Source organism: Pseudomonas atacamensis, from assembly GCF_017167965.1.
Lineage (GTDB): Bacteria > Pseudomonadota > Gammaproteobacteria > Pseudomonadales > Pseudomonadaceae > Aquipseudomonas > Aquipseudomonas atacamensis.
Genome location: NZ_CP070503.1, coordinates 1,932,914 through 1,951,631 on the forward strand (window position 1 = coordinate 1,932,914; position 18,718 = coordinate 1,951,631).

General features: G+C 61.1%; 18 protein-coding genes. 9 read left to right on the forward strand and 9 right to left on the reverse strand.

The window, feature by feature from the left end:
• Positions 1-233 precede the first annotated feature (233 nt).
• Positions 234-689 carry a MarR family winged helix-turn-helix transcriptional regulator gene (locus JWU58_RS08875; protein ID WP_024013772.1) on the reverse strand — a complete coding sequence of 152 codons (456 nt, stop codon included), beginning with the start codon at positions 687-689 and terminating at the stop codon, positions 234-236.
• 76 nt (positions 690-765) lie between these two features.
• Complete coding sequence (locus tag JWU58_RS08880) at positions 766-1,722, reverse strand: LysR family transcriptional regulator (protein WP_016770867.1); 957 nt, start codon at positions 1,720-1,722, stop codon at positions 766-768.
• A gap of 111 nt (positions 1,723-1,833) precedes the next feature.
• Between JWU58_RS08880 and JWU58_RS08885 the strand changes: the two genes are divergently transcribed.
• Positions 1,834-2,580 carry a sulfite exporter TauE/SafE family protein gene (locus tag JWU58_RS08885; RefSeq protein ID WP_390896743.1) on the forward strand — a complete coding sequence of 249 codons (747 nt, stop codon included), beginning with the start codon at positions 1,834-1,836 and terminating at the stop codon, positions 2,578-2,580.
• Here the strand turns inward: JWU58_RS08885 and JWU58_RS08890 are convergent.
• Positions 2,570-3,424 carry a LysR substrate-binding domain-containing protein gene (locus JWU58_RS08890; RefSeq protein ID WP_172667885.1) on the reverse strand — a complete coding sequence of 285 codons (855 nt, stop codon included), beginning with the start codon at positions 3,422-3,424 and terminating at the stop codon, positions 2,570-2,572. The two genes, JWU58_RS08885 and JWU58_RS08890, sit on opposite strands and share 11 nt — an antisense overlap.
• Positions 3,425-3,521: 97 nt before the next feature.
• On the opposite strand from JWU58_RS08890, the gene JWU58_RS08895 reads away from it, so the two are divergent.
• The gene (locus tag JWU58_RS08895) at positions 3,522-3,743 is read left to right on the forward strand and encodes a DUF1127 domain-containing protein (protein ID WP_206421782.1); all 222 of its coding nucleotides are present in this window, start codon (positions 3,522-3,524) and stop codon (positions 3,741-3,743) included.
• Between the two features lie 64 nt (positions 3,744-3,807).
• Positions 3,808-5,034, forward strand: coding sequence for a winged helix-turn-helix domain-containing protein (locus JWU58_RS08900; protein ID WP_206421783.1), 1,227 nt, complete (start codon positions 3,808-3,810; stop codon positions 5,032-5,034).
• Positions 5,035-5,132: 98 nt separating this feature from the next.
• On the opposite strand, the gene JWU58_RS08905 is transcribed toward JWU58_RS08900, so the two are convergent.
• Positions 5,133-6,479 carry a class II 3-deoxy-7-phosphoheptulonate synthase gene (locus tag JWU58_RS08905; RefSeq protein WP_038861070.1) on the reverse strand — a complete coding sequence of 449 codons (1,347 nt, stop codon included), beginning with the start codon at positions 6,477-6,479 and terminating at the stop codon, positions 5,133-5,135.
• A 151-nt stretch (positions 6,480-6,630) separates the two neighbouring features.
• Here JWU58_RS08905 and JWU58_RS08910 point away from each other — a divergent pair, with 151 nt between their 5' ends.
• Positions 6,631-7,386: a spermidine synthase gene (locus JWU58_RS08910; protein ID WP_024013768.1), complete on the forward strand. Its 756-nt coding sequence runs from the start codon at positions 6,631-6,633 to the stop codon at positions 7,384-7,386.
• A 109-nt stretch (positions 7,387-7,495) separates the two neighbouring features.
• On the opposite strand, the gene JWU58_RS08915 is transcribed toward JWU58_RS08910, so the two are convergent.
• Entirely contained in the window at positions 7,496-8,287 is a 792-nt protein-coding gene (locus JWU58_RS08915) for a crotonase/enoyl-CoA hydratase family protein (protein ID WP_206421784.1), read from the reverse strand.
• Between the two features lie 419 nt (positions 8,288-8,706).
• Between JWU58_RS08915 and JWU58_RS08920 the strand changes: the two genes are divergently transcribed.
• On the forward strand, positions 8,707-10,380 hold the full coding sequence (locus JWU58_RS08920; RefSeq protein WP_016770859.1) for a DEAD/DEAH box helicase: 1,674 nt from the start codon (positions 8,707-8,709) through the stop codon (positions 10,378-10,380).
• 117 nt (positions 10,381-10,497) lie between these two features.
• Here JWU58_RS08920 and JWU58_RS08925 read toward each other — a convergent pair whose 3' ends face one another.
• Positions 10,498-11,265 carry a DODA-type extradiol aromatic ring-opening family dioxygenase gene (locus JWU58_RS08925; protein ID WP_206421785.1) on the reverse strand — a complete coding sequence of 256 codons (768 nt, stop codon included), beginning with the start codon at positions 11,263-11,265 and terminating at the stop codon, positions 10,498-10,500.
• A gap of 103 nt (positions 11,266-11,368) precedes the next feature.
• Here JWU58_RS08925 and JWU58_RS08930 point away from each other — a divergent pair, with 103 nt between their 5' ends.
• On the forward strand, positions 11,369-12,025 hold the full coding sequence (locus JWU58_RS08930) for a thiopurine S-methyltransferase (protein WP_206421786.1): 657 nt from the start codon (positions 11,369-11,371) through the stop codon (positions 12,023-12,025).
• A 171-nt stretch (positions 12,026-12,196) separates the two neighbouring features.
• Here the strand turns inward: JWU58_RS08930 and htpX are convergent, their stop codons facing one another.
• Both htpX and JWU58_RS08940 read right to left on the reverse strand, forming a co-directional pair.
• Complete coding sequence (htpX, locus tag JWU58_RS08935; RefSeq protein WP_007908619.1) at positions 12,197-13,084, reverse strand: protease HtpX; 888 nt, start codon at positions 13,082-13,084, stop codon at positions 12,197-12,199.
• 303 nt (positions 13,085-13,387) lie between these two features.
• Positions 13,388-14,599 (reverse strand): pyridoxal phosphate-dependent aminotransferase, encoded by a 1,212-nt coding sequence (locus JWU58_RS08940; RefSeq protein ID WP_016770856.1) that lies wholly within the window; start codon positions 14,597-14,599, stop codon positions 13,388-13,390.
• 224 nt (positions 14,600-14,823) lie between these two features.
• On the opposite strand from JWU58_RS08940, the gene msrB reads away from it, so the two are divergent.
• The 3 genes from msrB (at position 14,824) to JWU58_RS08955 (ending at position 16,264) form a co-directional block, all read left to right on the forward strand.
• The gene (gene msrB / locus JWU58_RS08945; RefSeq protein ID WP_016770855.1) at positions 14,824-15,219 is read left to right on the forward strand and encodes a peptide-methionine (R)-S-oxide reductase MsrB; all 396 of its coding nucleotides are present in this window, start codon (positions 14,824-14,826) and stop codon (positions 15,217-15,219) included.
• A 104-nt stretch (positions 15,220-15,323) separates the two neighbouring features.
• Positions 15,324-15,809, forward strand: coding sequence for a glutathione peroxidase (locus JWU58_RS08950; RefSeq protein WP_133339387.1), 486 nt, complete (start codon positions 15,324-15,326; stop codon positions 15,807-15,809).
• On the forward strand, positions 15,806-16,264 hold the full coding sequence (locus tag JWU58_RS08955) for a MarR family winged helix-turn-helix transcriptional regulator (protein ID WP_123443524.1): 459 nt from the start codon (positions 15,806-15,808) through the stop codon (positions 16,262-16,264). Before JWU58_RS08950 ends, JWU58_RS08955 begins: the two co-directional genes overlap by 4 nt.
• On the opposite strand, the gene JWU58_RS08960 is transcribed toward JWU58_RS08955, so the two are convergent.
• Entirely contained in the window at positions 16,248-18,569 is a 2,322-nt protein-coding gene (locus JWU58_RS08960) for a hybrid sensor histidine kinase/response regulator (RefSeq protein ID WP_206421787.1), read from the reverse strand. The two genes, JWU58_RS08955 and JWU58_RS08960, sit on opposite strands and share 17 nt — an antisense overlap.
• Between the last annotated feature and the right edge of the window lie 149 nt (positions 18,570-18,718).

Below are 18,718 nucleotides of genomic sequence, written 5' to 3' on the forward strand. Positions count from 1 at the left end.
ACAAAAATCGCGCTTTGCTGAAGGGCATAGCGTGGAAGGGGCGGGTAAGGCTTGATTTAGAGCGCTTGACGAGGGAATGCAGGCGGGAAAAATATTTTTGTTGGCGCTGAAATCAGTGTGGGAGCGGGCTTGCCCGCGAAGACGGAGTGTCAGTCAAAATGATGTCGGCTGACAGGTCGCCATCGCGGGCAAGCCCGCTCCCACAGGGACAGTGTTGTGCTCGGAAATGAGGATCAGGTCAGGCTGTCTTGCAGATGTCCGCGCAGTGCTTGCAGCTCGGCCTGCAATTTCTGCAGGCGTTCAAGGGTGAAGCCACTGGCGCCAAGAATGCACTGCGGCACGGTCTGCGCCTTGTCACGCAAGGCGCGGCCTGCTGCGGTCAGTTCGACAATCACCACCCGCTCATCTTCGCGACTGCGGGTGCGGCTGAGCAGGCCTTCGGCTTCCAGACGCTTGAGCAATGGCGTCAGCGATCCCGGATCGGTCAGCAGGCGTGCGCTGATTTCTCCGACAGTCAAGCCGTCCTTCTCCCACAACACCATCATCGCCAGATATTGCGGATAGGTCAGGCCCAGCGCCTGCAACAGCGGCTTGTAGACCTTGGTCATCATCAGCGAGGTCGAATGCAGGGCGAAGCACGCCTGATTGTCGAGCAGAAGGTCGTCGCAGTTGTCGCGTTCGCAAGTCATTGTCAAAGCCTTGATCGTTGATCGTTTTTTAATCTAGCGCTCGAATCTTTAAGGCGCCAGATAAATATGTCCGGCGTCAGTGCCGGGCGAATTGCCGTTGCAACGCCAGATCCCACGGCGGCACCGGGCTGAAGCGGGTTTTCAGATATTCCAGCAACAACCGACTGCGCGAATGGACCTGCTGTTCCATGCGCAGCGCGTAAATGCCGGTGGACTCCGGCGGCGGCAGGCCATTTTCACAAAACAGCGGCACCAGTTCGCCGCGCAGCAAGTATTCGCTGGCCAGCCAGGTCGGCAGGTGTGCGACGCCCAGACCCGCCGCCGCGCCACACGCCAGAGCTTCGGCATTGTTGGCGCTCAGGCGCACCCGCGAGGGCCGGTGCAATTGCATTTGCCCGTCCACTTCGAATTTCCAGGCAAACGGCGGCGCAAGGCCCTCCCAGTCGAGCCCGTCGTGTTCACTCAACTGCGCCGGGTGCTCGGGCACGCCACGCTGCTTGAGATAGTCAGGGCTGGCGCAGGCGACGCGGACCATGCTCGCCAATGGCGTGGCGACCAGGCGCGAGTCAGCCAACTGGCCGGTACGCAGCACCAGATCGACCTTGCCCAGGCTGCTGCCGGCCATGTCGCTGAAGCTGTCGATCAGGTGCATCTGCACATCCAGTCCCGGATACAGCAGGAGAAAATCGGCAATCACCGGCGCCAGATGCCGCCGCCCGAAGGCTGCTGGCGCATCGATGCGGATCAGGCCTTCCGGTGCACTGCTTAACGACACCGCTTCGGCCCGCGCCAGTTGCAACTCGGCGATGATCCGTCGCGCCCGCTCGGCAAAGGCCAGACCGGCCGAAGTCGGCAGCACGGCGTGGGTGCTGCGCACGAACAGCTGACTGCCGACGGCACTTTCCAGGCTATCGATGCGCCGCGCCACGGCGGAAGGCGTCAGCGGATGGCGGCGCGAAGCGGCAGAAAAGCTGCCACTCTCCAGCACATCGAGAAACAGGCCGAGCTGATCGGTCAATTGGTTGGGATTCATGGAAATTACGCTTGTGCAAAATCGGCACAGCCATTGTGCGTTGCTATGCGTTTCCCCGCTAGGCGCGAGTGCGTAGCATTGGCCGCCTGTCGTTAGAGGATTACCGTTGTGATGGATTTTCTGTTGTACCTGCTGTTCGGCGCCGCCCTGGGCACATTGGGCGGGATCTTTGGCATTGGCGGTGGCTTGATTGCGATTCCGTTGCTTGGCGTGTGGTTTGGGCTTGATCAGCAAATTGCCCAAGGCACGGCGCTGGTGATGGTGGTACCGAACGTGATGCTGGCGCTGTGGCGTTATCACCAGCGCAATCGCATCGAATTACGCCATGCGCTGCCGTTGGCGGTGATGGGTTTCTGCTTCGCCTGGCTCGGTTCGATCTGGGCGGTGGGCATTGATGCGCAGACCATGCGCATCGGCTTTGTCGCCTTTCTGGTGGCGCTGTCGGCTTACAACCTGTTGAAGATGTTTGGTCCACGGCCAGCGCCGACTGCCGAGATGCGCTATTCGTGGCGGTGGTTGGGCGTGCTTGGCGCCGCCTCGGGGACCATGGGCGGCTTGTTCGGCGTCGGCGGCGCGGTGGTGGCCACGCCAGTGCTGACCAGCCTGTTCGGCACCAGCCAAGTGGTTGCTCAGGGATTGTCGCTGGCGCTGGCCCTGCCGAGCACTGGCGTAACCCTGGTGACCTACGCTGTGCACCACGAAGTCGACTGGATGATCGGCCTGCCTCTGGCGGTCGGAGGTCTGCTCAGCATCAGTTGGGGCGTGAAAGTTGCCCACGCCATGCCGGAAAAACTCCTGCGTGGGCTGTTCTGCGGTTTTCTGGTGCTGTGTGCGGTGATGCTCGCGTTTAAAGTTTGAAGCCCTCGACGATGTGCTCGGCCAGGCACTCGGTGATCGGCGACGGGTTGTTCAGATTGCGGATCAGCATGATGCTCGCCTCGGGCAGTAGCGGCAGGTCTTCGGCGGCGCCAAGGATGCGCATGTCGGGGGTGATCAGACTCTCCAGTTGCGCGGTGATCGCCAGCCCCGCGCTGACTACCGCCATCAGCGCCGACAGGCTGCTGCTGTTGTAGGCGATGCGGTAATCGCGGCCCATCGCGTCCAGCGCATTGCACGCCCACAGGCGGCAGAAACAATCACTGTTGAACATTGCCAGGGGCAGCGGCGTCTGTTCGTGGGCGCTGAAATTCTGCGCCTCGGCCCAGACAAAGCGCTCCTTGCGCAGCAACTGGCCGATCTCGTTGCCCGGCTCACGGGTGACGATCGACAAGTCCAGATCGGTGCGTTGCAGCAACTGCTTGCTCGACTCGCAATGCACCTCGATCTGGATCAGCGGATAGAACTGCGCAAATCGCGACAGGATTCCCGGCAGAAAACGCATCACATAATCATCCGGAGTACCGATACGCACGGTGCCGACCATGTGCGGCTCGCGCAGGGTGTTGAACACCTCACTGTGCAGTTTGAGGATGCGCCGTGCATAACCGAGCAGCACCTGGCCTTCTGCCGTCAGGCGCACCTGGCGTCCATCGCGCTCGAACAGCTGGCGCTGCAACACGTCTTCTTCCAGGCGTTTCATCTGCATGCTCACCGCCGACTGGGTGCGGTTGACCATCTCGCCGGCACGGGTGAAACCGCCCTGATCGGCAATCGCGACGAAGGTGCGCAGGACATCGGTATCGATACTGGGGTAGGCGGACAATTGATGAATCTCCGTGATGCATGCCATCAGAAACATTCGTTGGATTGATCTTAGCGCCAGCGCGAGACTTGAGCCATCCACAAAAGGAGGCAAGACGATGAAAGGTCAAAGAGAGTATGCATGCCAAGAACAGCTGTCCGGCCACGGCCATATCGTGTCCGATCTGCTGCACAAATTCAGCCGTTGGTATGAGCTGCATCGCGAACGGGAAATGCTCGCCGGTTTGAGCGATGAGGCGCTGAAGGACATCGGCATCAGCCGCGCCGATGTCGAGCATGAAACCGTGCGGCCGTTCTGGGACGACCCGATGCATAAATGATGAGGCTATCGCTACACAAACCCCTTTCAGGTGAGGTAGGTTGCGAGCAGACATGGAGGAATAAATGCCCGCGACAGTGTCCTTTTCCCTCAAACAGGCGCGACGTCTGGCGCTGGCTGCCCAAGGGTTCAACGGGCGCCAGCCGCCGACCGTCAATGCCAGTCATCTCAACCGGCTGATCGAACGGCTGGGCCTGCTGCAAATCGATTCCGTCAATGCCGTGGTGCGCTCGCACTACCTGCCGCTGTTTTCCCGTCTCGGTTCCTACCCCTCTGACTTGCTCGACCAGGCTGCCTGGAGTTCGGGGCGTCGGCGCACGCTGTTCGAATACTGGGGCCATGAAGCGTCGCTGTTGCCGCTGTCGATGTACCCGTTGCTGGGCTGGCGTATGCAACGGGCCAAGCGTGGCGAAGACATCTATCAGCAATTGGCGAGGTTTGGTCGCGAACAGCAGGAAACCATTCGCCGCGTGCTGACTGCGGTTGAGGAGCGGGGCGCGCTGGGTGCCGGCAGTCTGTCGACCCGCGAAGACAAGGCCGGGCCATGGTGGGACTGGAGCGCTGAGAAACATGCGCTGGAATGGTTGTTTGCCGCCGGTGAGGTCACAGTGGCGGGGCGACGCGGTTTCGAGCGCTTGTACGATTTGCCCGAGCGAGTGATTCCGGCAGCGATTCTGCAGCAGCCCACGCCGGACGAGGCCGAGGCGCAACGCGGTTTGCTGTTGCATGCGGCGCAAGCATTGGGCGTTGGTACGGAAAAAGACCTGCGTGATTACTTTCGCCTGAGCCCTGCGGATGCTCGGCCGCGTCTGGCTGAGTTGGTTGAAGCTGGTCAATTGCAGATGTGTGAAGTCGCCGACTGGCGGCAGATCGCCTATTGCCTGCAGGAGCCCAAAGTGCCGCGCAAGGTCATTGCCAGTGCGCTGCTGTCGCCGTTCGATTCGCTGATATGGGAGCGCAGCCGCACCGAGCGTTTGTTCGATTTCCGCTATCGTTTGGAAATCTACACACCGCAGCCCAAGCGGGTTTACGGCTATTACGTGCTGCCGTTTTTGCACAACGAGCGGATCGCCGCGCGAGTTGATCTGCGCGCCGAACGGGCGGCAGGGCAGTTGGCGGTGCATGCGGTGCACGAGGAAGAACCGGGGCTGGACGAGGAGGGCATGCTGGCGCTGGCGCTGAATTTGCGGCGGATGGCGGGTTGGCTGGGGCTTGAGCGGGTGCAGTTGAATTGTCAGCGCGAGAGTGCGGCTCGGCTCAGGGTCGCGTTCGCGCAGGTTGAGGGTATCTGAGCTGGCCCCTTCGCGAGCAAGCTCGCTCCCACATTGGTTTTGTGTAGGCCACAGGTCCTGTGTGGGAGCGAGCTTGCTCGCGAAGATGGCGACTCGGTCTAACGGCGGACTTGCTTCAGAGTCTCGGCAATCAAAAACGCCAATTCCAGCGACTGGTCAGCATTCATCCGTGGATCGCAGTGGGTGTGATAACGGTCGGACAAGCCATCCTCGGTAATCGGTCGGGCGCCGCCGATGCACTCGGTGACGTTCTGCCCGGTCATCTCGATATGAATGCCGCCAGCATAGCTGCCTTCCGCTTCGTGCACCTGGAAGAACTGCTTCACCTCGCCAAGGATCTGCGCGAAGTCACGGGTCTTGTAGCCGCTGCTGGCCTTGATGGTGTTGCCGTGCATCGGGTCGGAGCTCCACAGCACCTGCTTGCCTTCGCGCTGGACCGCGCGGATCAGTGCCGGCAGATGATCGCCGACCTTGTTCGCGCCCATCCGCGCGATCAGGTTCAAGCGGCCCGGATCGTTATCCGGGTTGAGCACGTCGATCAGGCGGATCAGGTCATCAGGGTTCATGCTCGGGCCGACTTTGACCCCGATCGGGTTGTTCACCCCCCGCAGGAATTCAACGTGCGCGCCGTCGAGCTGGCGGGTGCGGTCGCCGATCCACAGCATGTGCGCCGAGCAATCGTAGTAATCGTTGGTCAGGCTGTCGCGGCGTACGAAGGCTTCTTCGTAGTTCAGCAGCAACGCTTCGTGGGCGGTGAAGAAACTGGTTTCGCGCAGTTGCGGCGAGCTGTCCATGCCGCAGGCGCGCATGAACGCGAGGGTTTCATCGATGCGGTCGGCGAGGTGGCTGTACTTCTCCGCCAGCGCCGAGTTGGCGATGAAATCCAGGTTCCACTTGTGCACTTGATGCAGGTCGGCAAAACCGCCCTGGGCGAAAGCGCGCAACAGGTTCAAGGTCGCTGTGGACTGATGATAGGACTGCAGCAAACGCTCCGGATCCGGCACGCGGCTCTTTTCGTCGAAGCCGATGCCGTTGACGATGTCGCCACGGTAGGCCGGCAGGGTTACGCCGCCGATGGTTTCGTCGTTGGCCGAACGCGGTTTGGCGAACTGGCCGGCCATGCGCCCGACCTTGACCACCGGGCAGCCAGCGGCGAAGGTCATGACGATTGCCATTTGCAGCAACACTTTGAAGGTGTCGCGGATCTTCGCGGCGGAAAATTCGGCGAAGCTTTCCGCGCAATCGCCGCCCTGCAACAGAAACGCGCGACCCTGGGTGACTTCGGCGAACTGGCGGCGCAGCTCGCGCGCTTCGCCGGCGAACACCAGCGGCGGATAGCTGGCCAGGGTCTGCTCGACCTGGCGCAGGTGCGCGGCGTCGGGGTATTGCGGTTGTTGCTGGATCGGCAGGGCGCGCCAGCTGTCAGGGCTCCACGGTTGGCTCATCACGGTCTCGAAGTTCGTACGCAGGGAAGCGCCATGTTAGCAGCAATTAGTGCGTGACCTGCTCCCGCCCCATCGCCGACAATCGCCGCTTTGCCACGGCGCCACAGCGGTGCCATCGCGTCACCGCGCCCGGTGACCATCAGGAGACGAAATGACTGAGGAGCGCGTCGAGCATCTGCTCGCCGAAGTACAGGATGAGTTCGGCGTGATTCGCGTGCTGGAAGTGGCCGATTACCGCTTTCTCGAGTTCGGCGATGCGATCGAGCAGAGCTGCGTGTTCACTGCCGACCCGAGCTGGCTGGAGTACGACTACACCCGCGCGATGCTGATCGGCGCGCTGTGCCACGAGCAGCCGGAGAGTGCGCTGTTTCTCGGTTTGGGCGCGGGCACGCTGACCCAGGCTTGCCTGAAGTTTCTGCCGCTGGAAGACGTCGAAGCCATCGAACTGCGCCCGGACGTGCCGCGTCTGGCCATCGAGTACCTCGGTCTGGATGACGATCCGCGGTTGTACATCCGCGTCGGCGATGCGCTGGAATTGCTGCCGACTGCCGAGCCGGCGGATCTGATTTTCGTCGACCTCTATACCGATGTCGGTCCCGGTGTCGGGCATCTGGCCTGGAGTTTTCTCGGCGATTGTCAGAAGCGCCTGAATCCGGGCGGCTGGCTGGTGATCAACCAGTGGGCCACCGACGATGGCAAGCCACTGGGCGCGGCGTTGTTGCGCGGCCTCTATCACCGGCATTACTGGGAGTTGCCGGTGAAGGAGGGCAACGTGATTCTGATCGTTCCGGCGGATCTCGATCAGGCGCTGGACATGCAGGCGCTGACCCAACGGGCCGAAGCGCTGGCGCCGCAGCTGGGTTATTCGTTGCAGTCGTTGATCAACGCGATTCGCCCGGCGACCTGAGCCGGCAGTACCGCCCCCTTCGCGAGCAGGCTCGCTCCCACATTTGAAATGCATTCTCCCTGTGGGAGCGAGCCTGCTCGCGAAGAGGCCCTGACAGGCAGCAGAATCTTCAGACGCCTTTGAAGATCCCCGGACGCCGCTCCACCAACGATCGCACCCCCTCCCGGGCATCCTCAGTGGCGAGCAACTTCTTCACCAGCGCCGGTAACGCCTGCGCCGCCGCTGTCTCACCCTCATAACGCGCCTGTCGCGCTGACATCAAGGTCGCCTGCACGCCCAGCGGTGGCTGCCGGGCAATCCGTTCGGCCAGCTCGATCGCGCGGGGCAGCAAATCTTCGCTGGCCATCACTTCCTGCACCAGGCCCAGATGCAACGCATCGTGGGCATCGAACTCATCGCCGGTGAGCAACCAGCGCATCGCGTTGCCCCAGCCGGCGATCTGCTGGAAACGCAAAGTCGCGCCGCCAAACGGAAAGATCCCACGCTGCACTTCCATCTGCGCGAAGCGGGTATTGCTCGCGCACAGGTTGATGTCCGCCGCCAGCATCAGCTCGATGCCGATGGTCAGGCAGTAACCCTGCGCGGCGACGATGACCGGTTTGCTCACCCGTGGGCCGACGAAAACGCCCCAGGGATCGCAGCCGCCGCTCGGAACCTGCCAGCCTTCGGCCAGGGCTGCGCTGGCATTGACCAGATCGAGCCCGGCGGTGAAGTGCTCGCCATGGCCGAACACCACGGCGACCCGCGCTTCGCGGTCGGCTTCGAATTCGCCGTAGGCCAGGCTCAGGTCGTTGAGCAGGTCGATATCGAAAGCGTTGCGCTTGGCCGCCCGATCAAGGCCGATCAAGTGCACATGACCACGACGTTCTCGGCTGACGCGGCCGGCGCAGGGCTGATTCATGGCTAAATCCTCAAGCGGGAAGGGCGGGTGCGCGGCGCTTTGCCGCAGGTCGGTGAACCGTTTAAGCGTCATCGCCCGCAGGGCCGGGCCTTTGCAAAATAGACCGTTGCGCGATTATCCGCAAAACCCCGTTACACGGCGGTGACACACGGATAAGGGCCACAAAAAAAGCTCCCTTTTCGGGCGAAATCCGGTATAGTGCGCGCCGGCCTTTAACCGGGCCGCGTTTAGGTAGCGCATTTCCCGAAGTCAGCTTCGGCTGCACGTCCGCATTGCGGGCTCTTCCTTGACGATTCATCTTCATTCATTCGTTTTCGCAAATCCCCGCCGACAAAGCTGCCAGGGCGACTCTTGAGTCTCAACACGGCATGCGCAGCTTTGGAGCATGGGTCTTTGCGGATGCACTTAGAGGCAGACCCATGACCCAGGAAACCGGCGGATTCGCCGCTTTTAATCTCAACCCGAATATTCTTGCAGCCGTCGCAGCGACTGGCTACGAAGAGCCTTCGGCGATTCAGCAGCAATCGATCCCGATCATCATGGCCGGCCAGGACATGATTGGCCAGGCGCAAACCGGTACCGGTAAAACCGCCGCGTTCGCACTGCCTATCCTGCACCGCATCGATCCTGCCAAGCGCGAACCGCAAGCCCTGATCCTGGCGCCAACCCGAGAGTTGGCGCTGCAAGTAGCAACCGCTTTTGAAACCTACGCCAAGCAAATGCCAGGCGTTACCGTCGTGGCTGTCTACGGCGGCGCACCGATGGGCCCGCAACTCAAGGCAATCCGTAATGGCGCACAGATTGTTGTCGCTACTCCGGGTCGTCTTTGCGACCACCTGCGTCGCGACGAGAAAGTCCTGTCGACCGTGAACCATCTGGTTCTCGACGAAGCTGACGAAATGTTGAAGCTGGGCTTCATGGATGACCTGGAAGTCATCTTCAAGGCTCTGCCATCGACCCGCCAGACCGTGCTGTTCTCGGCGACCCTGCCGCAGTCGATCCGCGCCATTGCCGAACGCCACCTGCGCGATCCGCAACACGTCAAGATCCAGACCAAGACCCAGACCGTTACCGCGATCGAACAGGCTCACCTGTTGGTTCACGCTGACCAGAAAACCTCGGCCGTACTCAGCCTGCTGGAAGTCGAAGACTTCGACGCCCTGATCATGTTCGTGCGCACCAAGCAAGCGACCCTGGACCTGGCCAGCGCCCTCGACGCCAAAGGCTACAAAGCCGCCGCGTTGAACGGTGATATTGCCCAGAATCAGCGTGAGCGCGTGATCGACTCGCTCAAGGATGGTCGCCTGGACATCGTTGTCGCGACCGACGTTGCTGCCCGTGGTCTGGACGTTCCGCGCATCACTCACGTGTTCAACGTTGACATGCCGTACGACCCGGAATCCTACGTGCACCGTATCGGCCGTACCGGCCGTGCCGGTCGCGAAGGTCGTGCACTGCTGCTGGTGACTCCACGTGAGCGCCGCATGCTGCAAGTGATCGAGCGCGTAACCGGTCAGAAAGTTGCCGAAGTACGCCTGCCAGACGCTCAAGCCGTTCTCGATGCACGCATCAAGAAACTGACCAACAGCCTGTCGCCGCTGGTTGCTGATGCCGAATCGACTCACGGTGAGCTGCTTGATCGCCTGACTGCCGACATCGGTTGCACCCCGCGTGCACTGGCCGCTGCGCTGCTGCGCAAGGCTACCAACGGTCAAGCGCTGAACCTGGCAGCGATCGAGAAGGAACGTCCACTGGTGCCGAACAACGCACCGCGTGGCGACCGTCCTGAGCGTTCCGGTGATCGTCCTGATCGTGGTGACCGCGAGCGTCGCGCGCCAATGCCTTTGGGCGAAGGCCGTGCTCGTTGCCGTACCGCGCTGGGTGCGCGTGACGGTATCGCTGCGAAAAACCTGCTGGGCGCCATCCTCAACGAAGGCGGTCTGGCCCGTGAAGCGATCGGTCGCATCCAGGTGCGTGACAGCTTCAGCCTCGTCGAACTGCCGGAAGAAGGTCTGGAAAAGCTCCTGACCAAGCTGAAGGACACTCGCGTGGCTGGTAAGCAGCTCAAGCTGCGTCGCTACCGCGAAGATTGATCCGCCCTTGGGCTGATTGATCGAACATAAAAAATCCCCGACTGGTTCGGGGATTTTTTTTGCCTGCTTTTTGGGGTCACACAAAACCCTGTGGGAGCTGGCTTGCCAGCGATGACGTCAGCCGAAGCGATAAATATCCATACCCAGCGCCCCCATCATGAAACCCTGATGCGCCACGCTGAAAACCCCGCCAGCACCGCGAGCAAAATACAACGGCAACAAATGCTCATCACTGGGGTGACTGCGCACGGCATTCGGCGCCTGCTGGCGATAATCATGCAGCGCCGTTTCATCGTCGGCCGCCAGTTTGTCGATCATCCAGTCACGAAAATCCCGCGCCCACGGTTCAATGCTTTCCGGGCCGGCATGCCAGTCCAGCTCCCGGAGGTTGTGGGTGATGCTGCCGGAGCCGATCAACAGAATGCCGTGTTCGCGCAGGCTCGCCAGCGCACGGCCAACCCGCGTCTGTAACGCCGGCCCGCCACGACTCGGCAGCGAGACTTGCACCACCGGAATGTCGGCCTGCGGATACATCAACGACAGTGGCACCCAAACACCATGATCAAACGGTCGTTGCGGATCGAGCCGCGCCGGCAAGTCATGGGCGTTCAGCAGTTCAGCCACTTCTGCGGCCAGTTGCGGATTGCCCGGCGCCGGGTACTGCACTTCAAACAGCGCACGGGGGAAACCGCCGAAGTCGTGCCAGGTTTCCGGATGCGGGTGGCTGCTGACCAGCAGTTCCTGGCTTTCCCAGTGCGCCGAGACGATGACGATGGCTTTGGGGCGCGGTAGTTCAGCGGCTAGTCGCGCCAGTGCCGGGCCGCTGGCACCGGGCTCCAGCGCGAGCATCGGTGAACCGTGGGAGATAAACAGGCTGGGCAACATGGACGGGCTCCTGAGCGCTAAGATGAACCATCTTCAGTCAGATCATCGATCTGAATCCAATATAAGTTTCTGCGGTTTTTCATCGGTTTTTCGGGAGTGATCCATGCAGCCTGAGTTTTGGTACAAGAAATGGGATTCGAACCAGATCGGCTTTCATCAGTCCGAGGCCAACCCGTATTTGCAGCGCTACTGGCCGGAGCTGGCAATTGCACCGTCGGCACGCGTACTGGTGCCGCTGTGCGGCAAGAGTCTGGATCTGCTCTGGCTTGCCGGGCAGGGACATCAGGTGCTTGGAGTGGAGCTAGCGGAAAAGGCTGTCGAGGAGTTTTTCAGCGAACATCAGTTGCAGCCGCAGATCAGCGATAAGGGGGCATTCAAGGTTTATCGCAGTGTTGCGTTCGAATTGTGGTGCGGTGATTTTTTTGCGCTGACGGCCGAGGATGTTGCCGGTTGCACGGCGCTGTACGACCGCGCCGCGCTGATTGCCTTGCCGGACGCCATGCGCCAGCGCTATGCGGCGCATCTGCAGCAGTTGCTGTCGCCAGAGATGAAGGGGCTGGTGATTACCCTGGATTACGATCAGACGCAGATTCCGGGGCCGCCGTTTGCGGTGAATGATGATGAGGCGCAGCGGCTGCTGGGCCAGGGTTGGCAGCTGGAGAAACTGGAAGAGCGAGATATTCTGGCTGAGAGCCCCAAGTTTCTGCAGGGCGGGGTTGAGTGGTTGGTGGAGCGGATTTATCGGGTTTCTTCCAGATAGTTTTCTGTCAGCAGCTCCGGCGTCTTCGCGAGCAGGCTCGCTCCCACAGGGGAATGCATTTCAAAGGTGGGAGCGAGCCTGCTCGCGAATGGGACTTCGCCGACAACGCATGATCTGAAGATACAAAAAAGGCCCGCATCGCTGCGGGCCTTCTTTTTCACTTCGGTCAAATCAACCGCGACGACGCAGTGCGTCAATACGCTCTTCCAGCGGCGGGTGGCTCATGAACATGCGGGCGAAGCCCTGTTTGATGCCACCGTTGATGCCGAAGGCGTTCAGGGTGTCGGGCATGTGCACCGGCAGGCCCTGTTCGGCACGCAGACGTTGCAGAGCGCCAATCATCGCGCTGGTACCGGCCAGGCGGGCGCCGGCTTCGTCGGCACGGAATTCGCGCTTGCGCGAGAACCACATGACGATTGCGCTGGCGAGGATGCCCAGCACCAGTTCGGCGAAGATGGTCGCCACGTAGTAGGCGATGCCCTGGCCTTCTTCGTTCTTGAAGATGACCTTGTCGACGAAGTTACCGATGATCCGCGCGAAGAACATCACGAAGGTGTTCACCACGCCCTGGATCAACGCCAGCGTGACCATGTCGCCGTTGGCGACGTGACCGATTTCGTGGGCCAGTACGGCTTTCACTTCATCGGGCGAGAATCGCTCGAGCAGGCCCTGGCTGACCGCGACCAGCGCGTCGTTCTTGTTCCAGCCGGTAGCGAAAGCATTCGCTTCGTAGGCCGGGAAAATCCCGACTTCAGGCATCTTGATCCCGGCTTCGCGGGACAATTGCTCGACCGTTTGCAGTAGCCATTGCTCATGACGGGTGCGTGGCTGGCTGATGATTTGCGTGCCGGTGCTCATCTTCGCCATCCACTTGGAGATGAACAGCGAGAACAGCGAGCCGGCGAAACCAAAGACCGCACAGAAAACCAGCAGCTGACTGAGGTCGAGGTCGACCCCGTTGGCCGCCATGAACCCGTTGAAGCCGAACAGGCTCAGGGTGATGCTGGCTATCAGCACGACCGCCAGGTTAGTGGCCAAAAACAGCAGGATGCGCATCATGGTTGTAGAACTCTCCTCAAGCTAAAGATGTAGCGTACTGCGGGGTATATAAGGTGCGGCACCGGGCTATTCAACCGAGTGACTATTTCAAACTGTGTCCTACAGCGGTTTCCTGAGCAAAAAGAAAATTCCCACCCTCGATTCCGACACGGATGACACAGCCTTTCGCCCCGCCGCCATTAGGTCAGATACGTCTGTACGGCTCGCATCGCAAGTGTAGAAGGGCTGCAAAGGCGCGGAACAAAGATGTGTTGCTGAATCAGACAGTGCGCAACAGCCAATTCGTTGCGCACTGCTGGCCCATTACTGGCGGTAGGACTTGAGGAAGTTGCCGATGCGGCCGATGGCCATTTCCAGATCATCGACGCGGGGCAGGGTGACCACGCGGAAGTGGTCCGGCCACGGCCAGTTGAATGCCGTGCCCTGCACCACCAGCAGCTTCTCGGAAAGCAGCAGATCGAGCACGAATTTCTCGTCGTTATGGATCGGGCACACCTTCGGGTCGATTTTCGGGAACGCGTACAACGCGCCCATCGGCTTCACGCAGCTGACGCCGGGAATGTCGTTGAGCAACTCCCAGGTGCGGTTACGCTGCTCCAGCAGGCGACCCTGTGGCAGCACCAGATCGTTGATGCTCTGATATCCGCCCAGCGCGGTCTGGATCGCGTGCTGGCTCGGCACGTTGGCGCACAGGCGCATGTTGGCCAGCATGTCGATGCCTTCGATGTAACTCTGCGCATTGTGTTTCGGCCCGGAAATGGCAATCCAGCCGGAGCGGAAACCGGCCACGCGGTAGGATTTCGACAGGCCGTTGAAGGTCAGGCAGAGCAGGTCCGGCGCCAGCGAAGCGGTGCAGATGTGCACGGCGTCGTCATAGAGAATCTTGTCGTAGATCTCGTCGGAGAACACCACCAGATTGTGCGCCCGGGCGATTTCCAGCATGCCCAGCAACACTTCCTTCGAGTACACCGCACCGGTCGGGTTGTTCGGGTTGATGATCACCATGGCCTTGGTGTTCGGGGTGATCTTGGCCTTGATGTCGGCCAGATCCGGGAACCAGTCGGCGCCTTCGTCGCACAGATAATGCACAGCGTTACCGCCAGCGAGGCTGACGGCAGCGGTCCACAGCGGATAGTCCGGGGCTGGCACCAGCACTTCGTCGCCATTATTGAGCAGCGCCTGCAGCGACATCACGATCAGCTCGGAAACGCCGTTGCCCAGGTAGATGTCTTCGATGCCGACACCTTCAACCTGCTTCTGCTGGTAGTACTGCATCACCGCCTTGCGCGCGCTGAACAGGCCTTTGGAATCGCTGTAGCCCTGCGCGGTCGGCAGGTTGCGGATCACGTCCTGGAGGATTTCGTCCGGCGCTTCGAAACCAAACGGCGCCGGGTTGCCGATGTTCAGCTTGAGGATGCGCTGGCCTTCCTCTTCCAGTCGTTTGGCGTGCTTGAGCACCGGGCCGCGAATGTCGTAGCAGACGTTGGCGAGCTTGTTCGATTTGCTGAACTGCATGGCGATGTGATCCCGAAAATGAACGATCCAGGCGGCAAATGGACAACCGTACTGGGATTGCTGCGTCTTCGCACAGGCGGAGGTCTGGCGCTTTAGCGCTCAGAATCCGTTTGAATGCGCCCGGTCTGGCTGCCAGACTGGCGCGTGACGAGGCGCAATCATACGTGCCGCTCGATCCGTGGAAAAGGTACAGATCGGGCTTTTTCAGCCGCTGAGGTGTGATGATGGAAAAGTTGCAGAAAACCCTGGAAGAATGGCGTGCCATGCTCGACCCCGAGCAATACAACGTCTGCCGTCTGAGTGCTACCGAGCGTCCGTTCTCGGGCAAATACAACGACACCAAAACCGACGGTGTCTACCACTGTGTGTGCTGCAACGAGCCGCTGTTCGATTCCAAGACCAAATTCGACTCCGGCTGCGGCTGGCCGAGCTTTTACGCGCCGATCGGCGATAGCGCGATGGCTGAGATCCGCGACACCAGCCACGGCATGATTCGCACCGAAGTGAAATGCGCGCGCTGCGATGCGCATCTGGGGCACGTATTCCCGGATGGCCCGCCACCGACCGGCCTGCGTTATTGCATCAACTCGGTGTGCCTGAATCTCGAGCCGCGCGAATAACCGAAACAGGCGACATTGCGTCGCCTTTTTATCGAGCAATTAGATTGCACGCAATTCAATTGCTCGTTATGTTTGCGCCTTCCTCACCATTGCGGAGCCGACCCATGAGCGACAACCTGCTGAATATCCCGTGCACCACCATCAAGGGTGAGCAAAAGACCTTGGCCGATTTCGCCGGTAAAGCGGTGCTGGTGGTCAATACCGCGAGCAAGTGTGGCTTCACTCCGCAATACAAGGGCCTCGAAGAACTCTGGCAAACCTACAAGGATCAAGGGCTGGTGGTACTGGGTTTCCCGTGCAACCAGTTCGGCAAGCAGGAGCCGGGCAATGAGGGCGCCATCAGCGAGTTCTGCGAACTGAATTTCGGCGTCAGCTTTCCGCTGTTCAAGAAGATCGACGTCAACGGCGCCGATGCTCACCCGCTGTTCGTGCAGTTGAAGAAGCGCGCTCCTGGCGTGCTCGGCTCGCAGGGCATCAAGTGGAATTTCACCAAGTTCCTGATCGGCAAGGATGGCCAGTTGGTCAAGCGTTTCGCCCCGACGACCAAGCCGCAGGACCTGAGCGGCGAGATCGAAGCTTTGCTGAAATGAGTCAGCCGGGTGATTCGCTGAAGCTCGACAGCCAGTTGTGCTTCAAGCTGTACGCGGCCTCGCGGGCGGTGATTCGTGCCTACAAGCCGATGCTCGATCAGTTGGGCCTGACGTATCCGCAGTACCTGGCGATGCTGGTGCTGTGGGAATGGCAGGATGCTGCGCCGGAGCAACCGACGGTCAAGGCCTTGGGCGAGCGTTTGGCGCTGGACTCGGGGACATTGACGCCATTGCTCAAACGTCTGGAGCAGATCGATCTGGTCCAGCGCAGGCGCTCGGCGCGGGATGAGCGCGAGATGCACCTGAGCCTGACGCCTGCCGGAGCCGCATTGCGCGAGCAGGTCGGTCCGCTGAAAGCGCGCCTGCTCTGCGACAGTGGCGTTGATCTGGACCGGCTCAATGATTTGCGCGCCGGCCTCGATCATTTGCTCGGGCAAATCAAAGCGCTGGCGTAATCGGCATCCACTGATCGAGCAGCGCGGCGAGTTCTTCGCGGCGAAACGGTTTGGCCAGATAGTCGCTCATGCCCGCTGCGCGGCAGCGTTCGCGTTCCTCGGACATGGCATTGGCGGTCAGCGCGACAATCGGCAGATTCGGCCAGCGCCCGCTCTGGCGAATCTGCCGACTGGCTTCATAGCCATCCATCACCGGCATGTTGCAGTCCATCAGCACCAGATCGAAATCGGCAAACTCCAGCTGATCCAGCGCCTCGGCGCCATGCCCCGCCACCACCACATCGCAGCCAAGCTTGCCGAGCATACCTTTTGCCACCAGTTGATTGACCGGGTTGTCCTCGACCAGCAGCACCTTGCCCCGGCGCGCGGACGGCGAGGCGTCCGCTTGCGCTTCGGTGAGGGCGGCGACCTCCGGTTGCAGAATCCGTCGCAGATGCTGGTACAGCGCGTTGCGCGCCAGCGGCCGGGCTTGCTGCTGCAAGGGGGCGAGGGCGGCGGCTTCTTCGCTGGGCAGAAAACTGCCGTAAGCAGTCACCAGCAGAATCGGCGCGGTGATGCTCGGGCGCAGACCGAACAGGCATTCCGGACAATCGGTGATCAGCACATCCGGATTCAGGCCCAGCAGCGAATCATCGATGGTGCGCTGCGTGTATTCCAGGCCCCAGACCGGCAACAGGCTTTTCAGCAATTCCGCCAGGCCACTGCTGGCTGCAGTAATGGCGAGGACCTTGCCACGTAACGGCTGCGGAGGGAGGGCGCGAGTGTGGCAGGGCAGTGGCAGTTCGGCGCAGAACTGGCTGCCAAAACCGCTTTCGGAGCTGATGGTCAGGCGCCCCTGCATCGCTTCGCACAGGTTGTACGTTAGCGCGAGCCCCAGCCCGGTGCCGCCGTACTGACGGGTGATACCGGCGCCGGCCTGGGTGAACGGCTGGAAGATTTTCACCTGAGCTTCCTGGGCGATGCCGATGCCGGTGTCGCAGACTTCGATGCGCACGCCACCCTTGTGTGCCGACAGGCGCACATCGACCCGACCGAAACGGGTGAATTTCAGCGCGTTGGACAGCAGGTTGCTGACGATCTGCCGCACCCGGGTCGGGTCGCCCAGTACCAGCGCCGGGAAGTGCGGCTCGATCAGACAGGTCAGCTCGACGCTCGGCGCGGCGTTCTGCGAGAGCAGGTTGGCGGTGTCTTCGATCAGCGAGCCGAGGTCGAACGGGATGTTTTCCAGCTCCAGTTGCCCGGCGTCGAATTTCGACAGGTCGAGAATATCGTTGAGCAGTTCCACCAGCACCTTGCCCGAGTCGTGGGCGATCGACAGTTGTTGCTGCTGCTCGGCGTTGAGCGGGCCATCCAGCGACAGTGCGATCATCCCCAGCAAACCGTTGAGCGGTGTGCGGATTTCATGGCTCATGTTGGCCAGAAACGCCGAACGCGCTTCGGCCATGTCCAGCGCAGTGCGGCGGGCCACTTCGAGCTCTTCGTTGGATTGACTGAGGCGGGCGTTGATTGCCTTGAGCTCGGCGGTGCGCGCCGAGACGATGTCTTCCAGTTGCGCGAGGTATTCGGTCAGGCGGTTTTCTGCGGTTCGCCGCTGCTGGATTTCGGTGGCGATGTTTTCGAACTGCTGATTGGCGACCTTGACCAGCACGCCGATTTCATCGTTGCCGTGGCCGGCCGGGCACTCGAGCGTGGTCGGCTCGGCGCTGCGCGGGTCGCGGCCGCTGAGCTCACGGATGACCCGCACCAGTGGTTTGGTCAGCATCACGTAGAACAGCGCCAGGAGGATCCCGGTCAGCAGCAGGCTGCGGGCGAAACCATTGAGCAGGGTGACTTCCGCGCGGCGCAAGAAGCGGCTGCCAAAGGCGTAGGTGTCGACTTCCAGTTTGAGGACGCCGAGGGATTCGTTGGGCAAATGGTCGAGGTACAGGCGATCTTCGAAATGACGCTTGGCGCCGAACAGGAAGTCGCTGATCAGCCGATAGCTGCTCTGCAGTTCCGGGCGTTTGACGTTGGCCAGGACGGTCTCGTTGTTGTCGATCAATTGCGCGGCGATGATCGCCGGCGAGCGCAGCAGGCCGAGGGTGAGCTCCTGCGCCAGTTCGGCATCGATGTTGTAGGCGATGCGCGAGGCCGGATTGTGGCTGATTTCCAGCAGTGCGAGGATTTCCCGGTTGATGGAAGCGTCTTCGCTGGCATAATCGATGCCGATCTGCAGCAGACTGAGCAGGGTGCCCAGAATGAACCCGACCAGCACGGTAAGCCTGGCTTGCTTGTAAGACAGCCGGTGGGTGAATTTGATATCCATGGGTTGTTGAACCACTTCCGTTTCCCTTCGCTGCTCAAGCATAGTCGATCATGCAGGGATACCGAGGTTCCCGAATCGCCTTGTAACAAGGCTTGCTGAGGCGATTTTATCTGTGTGTCGTCGCTGGATCGTCATCATCACTGTGAAAG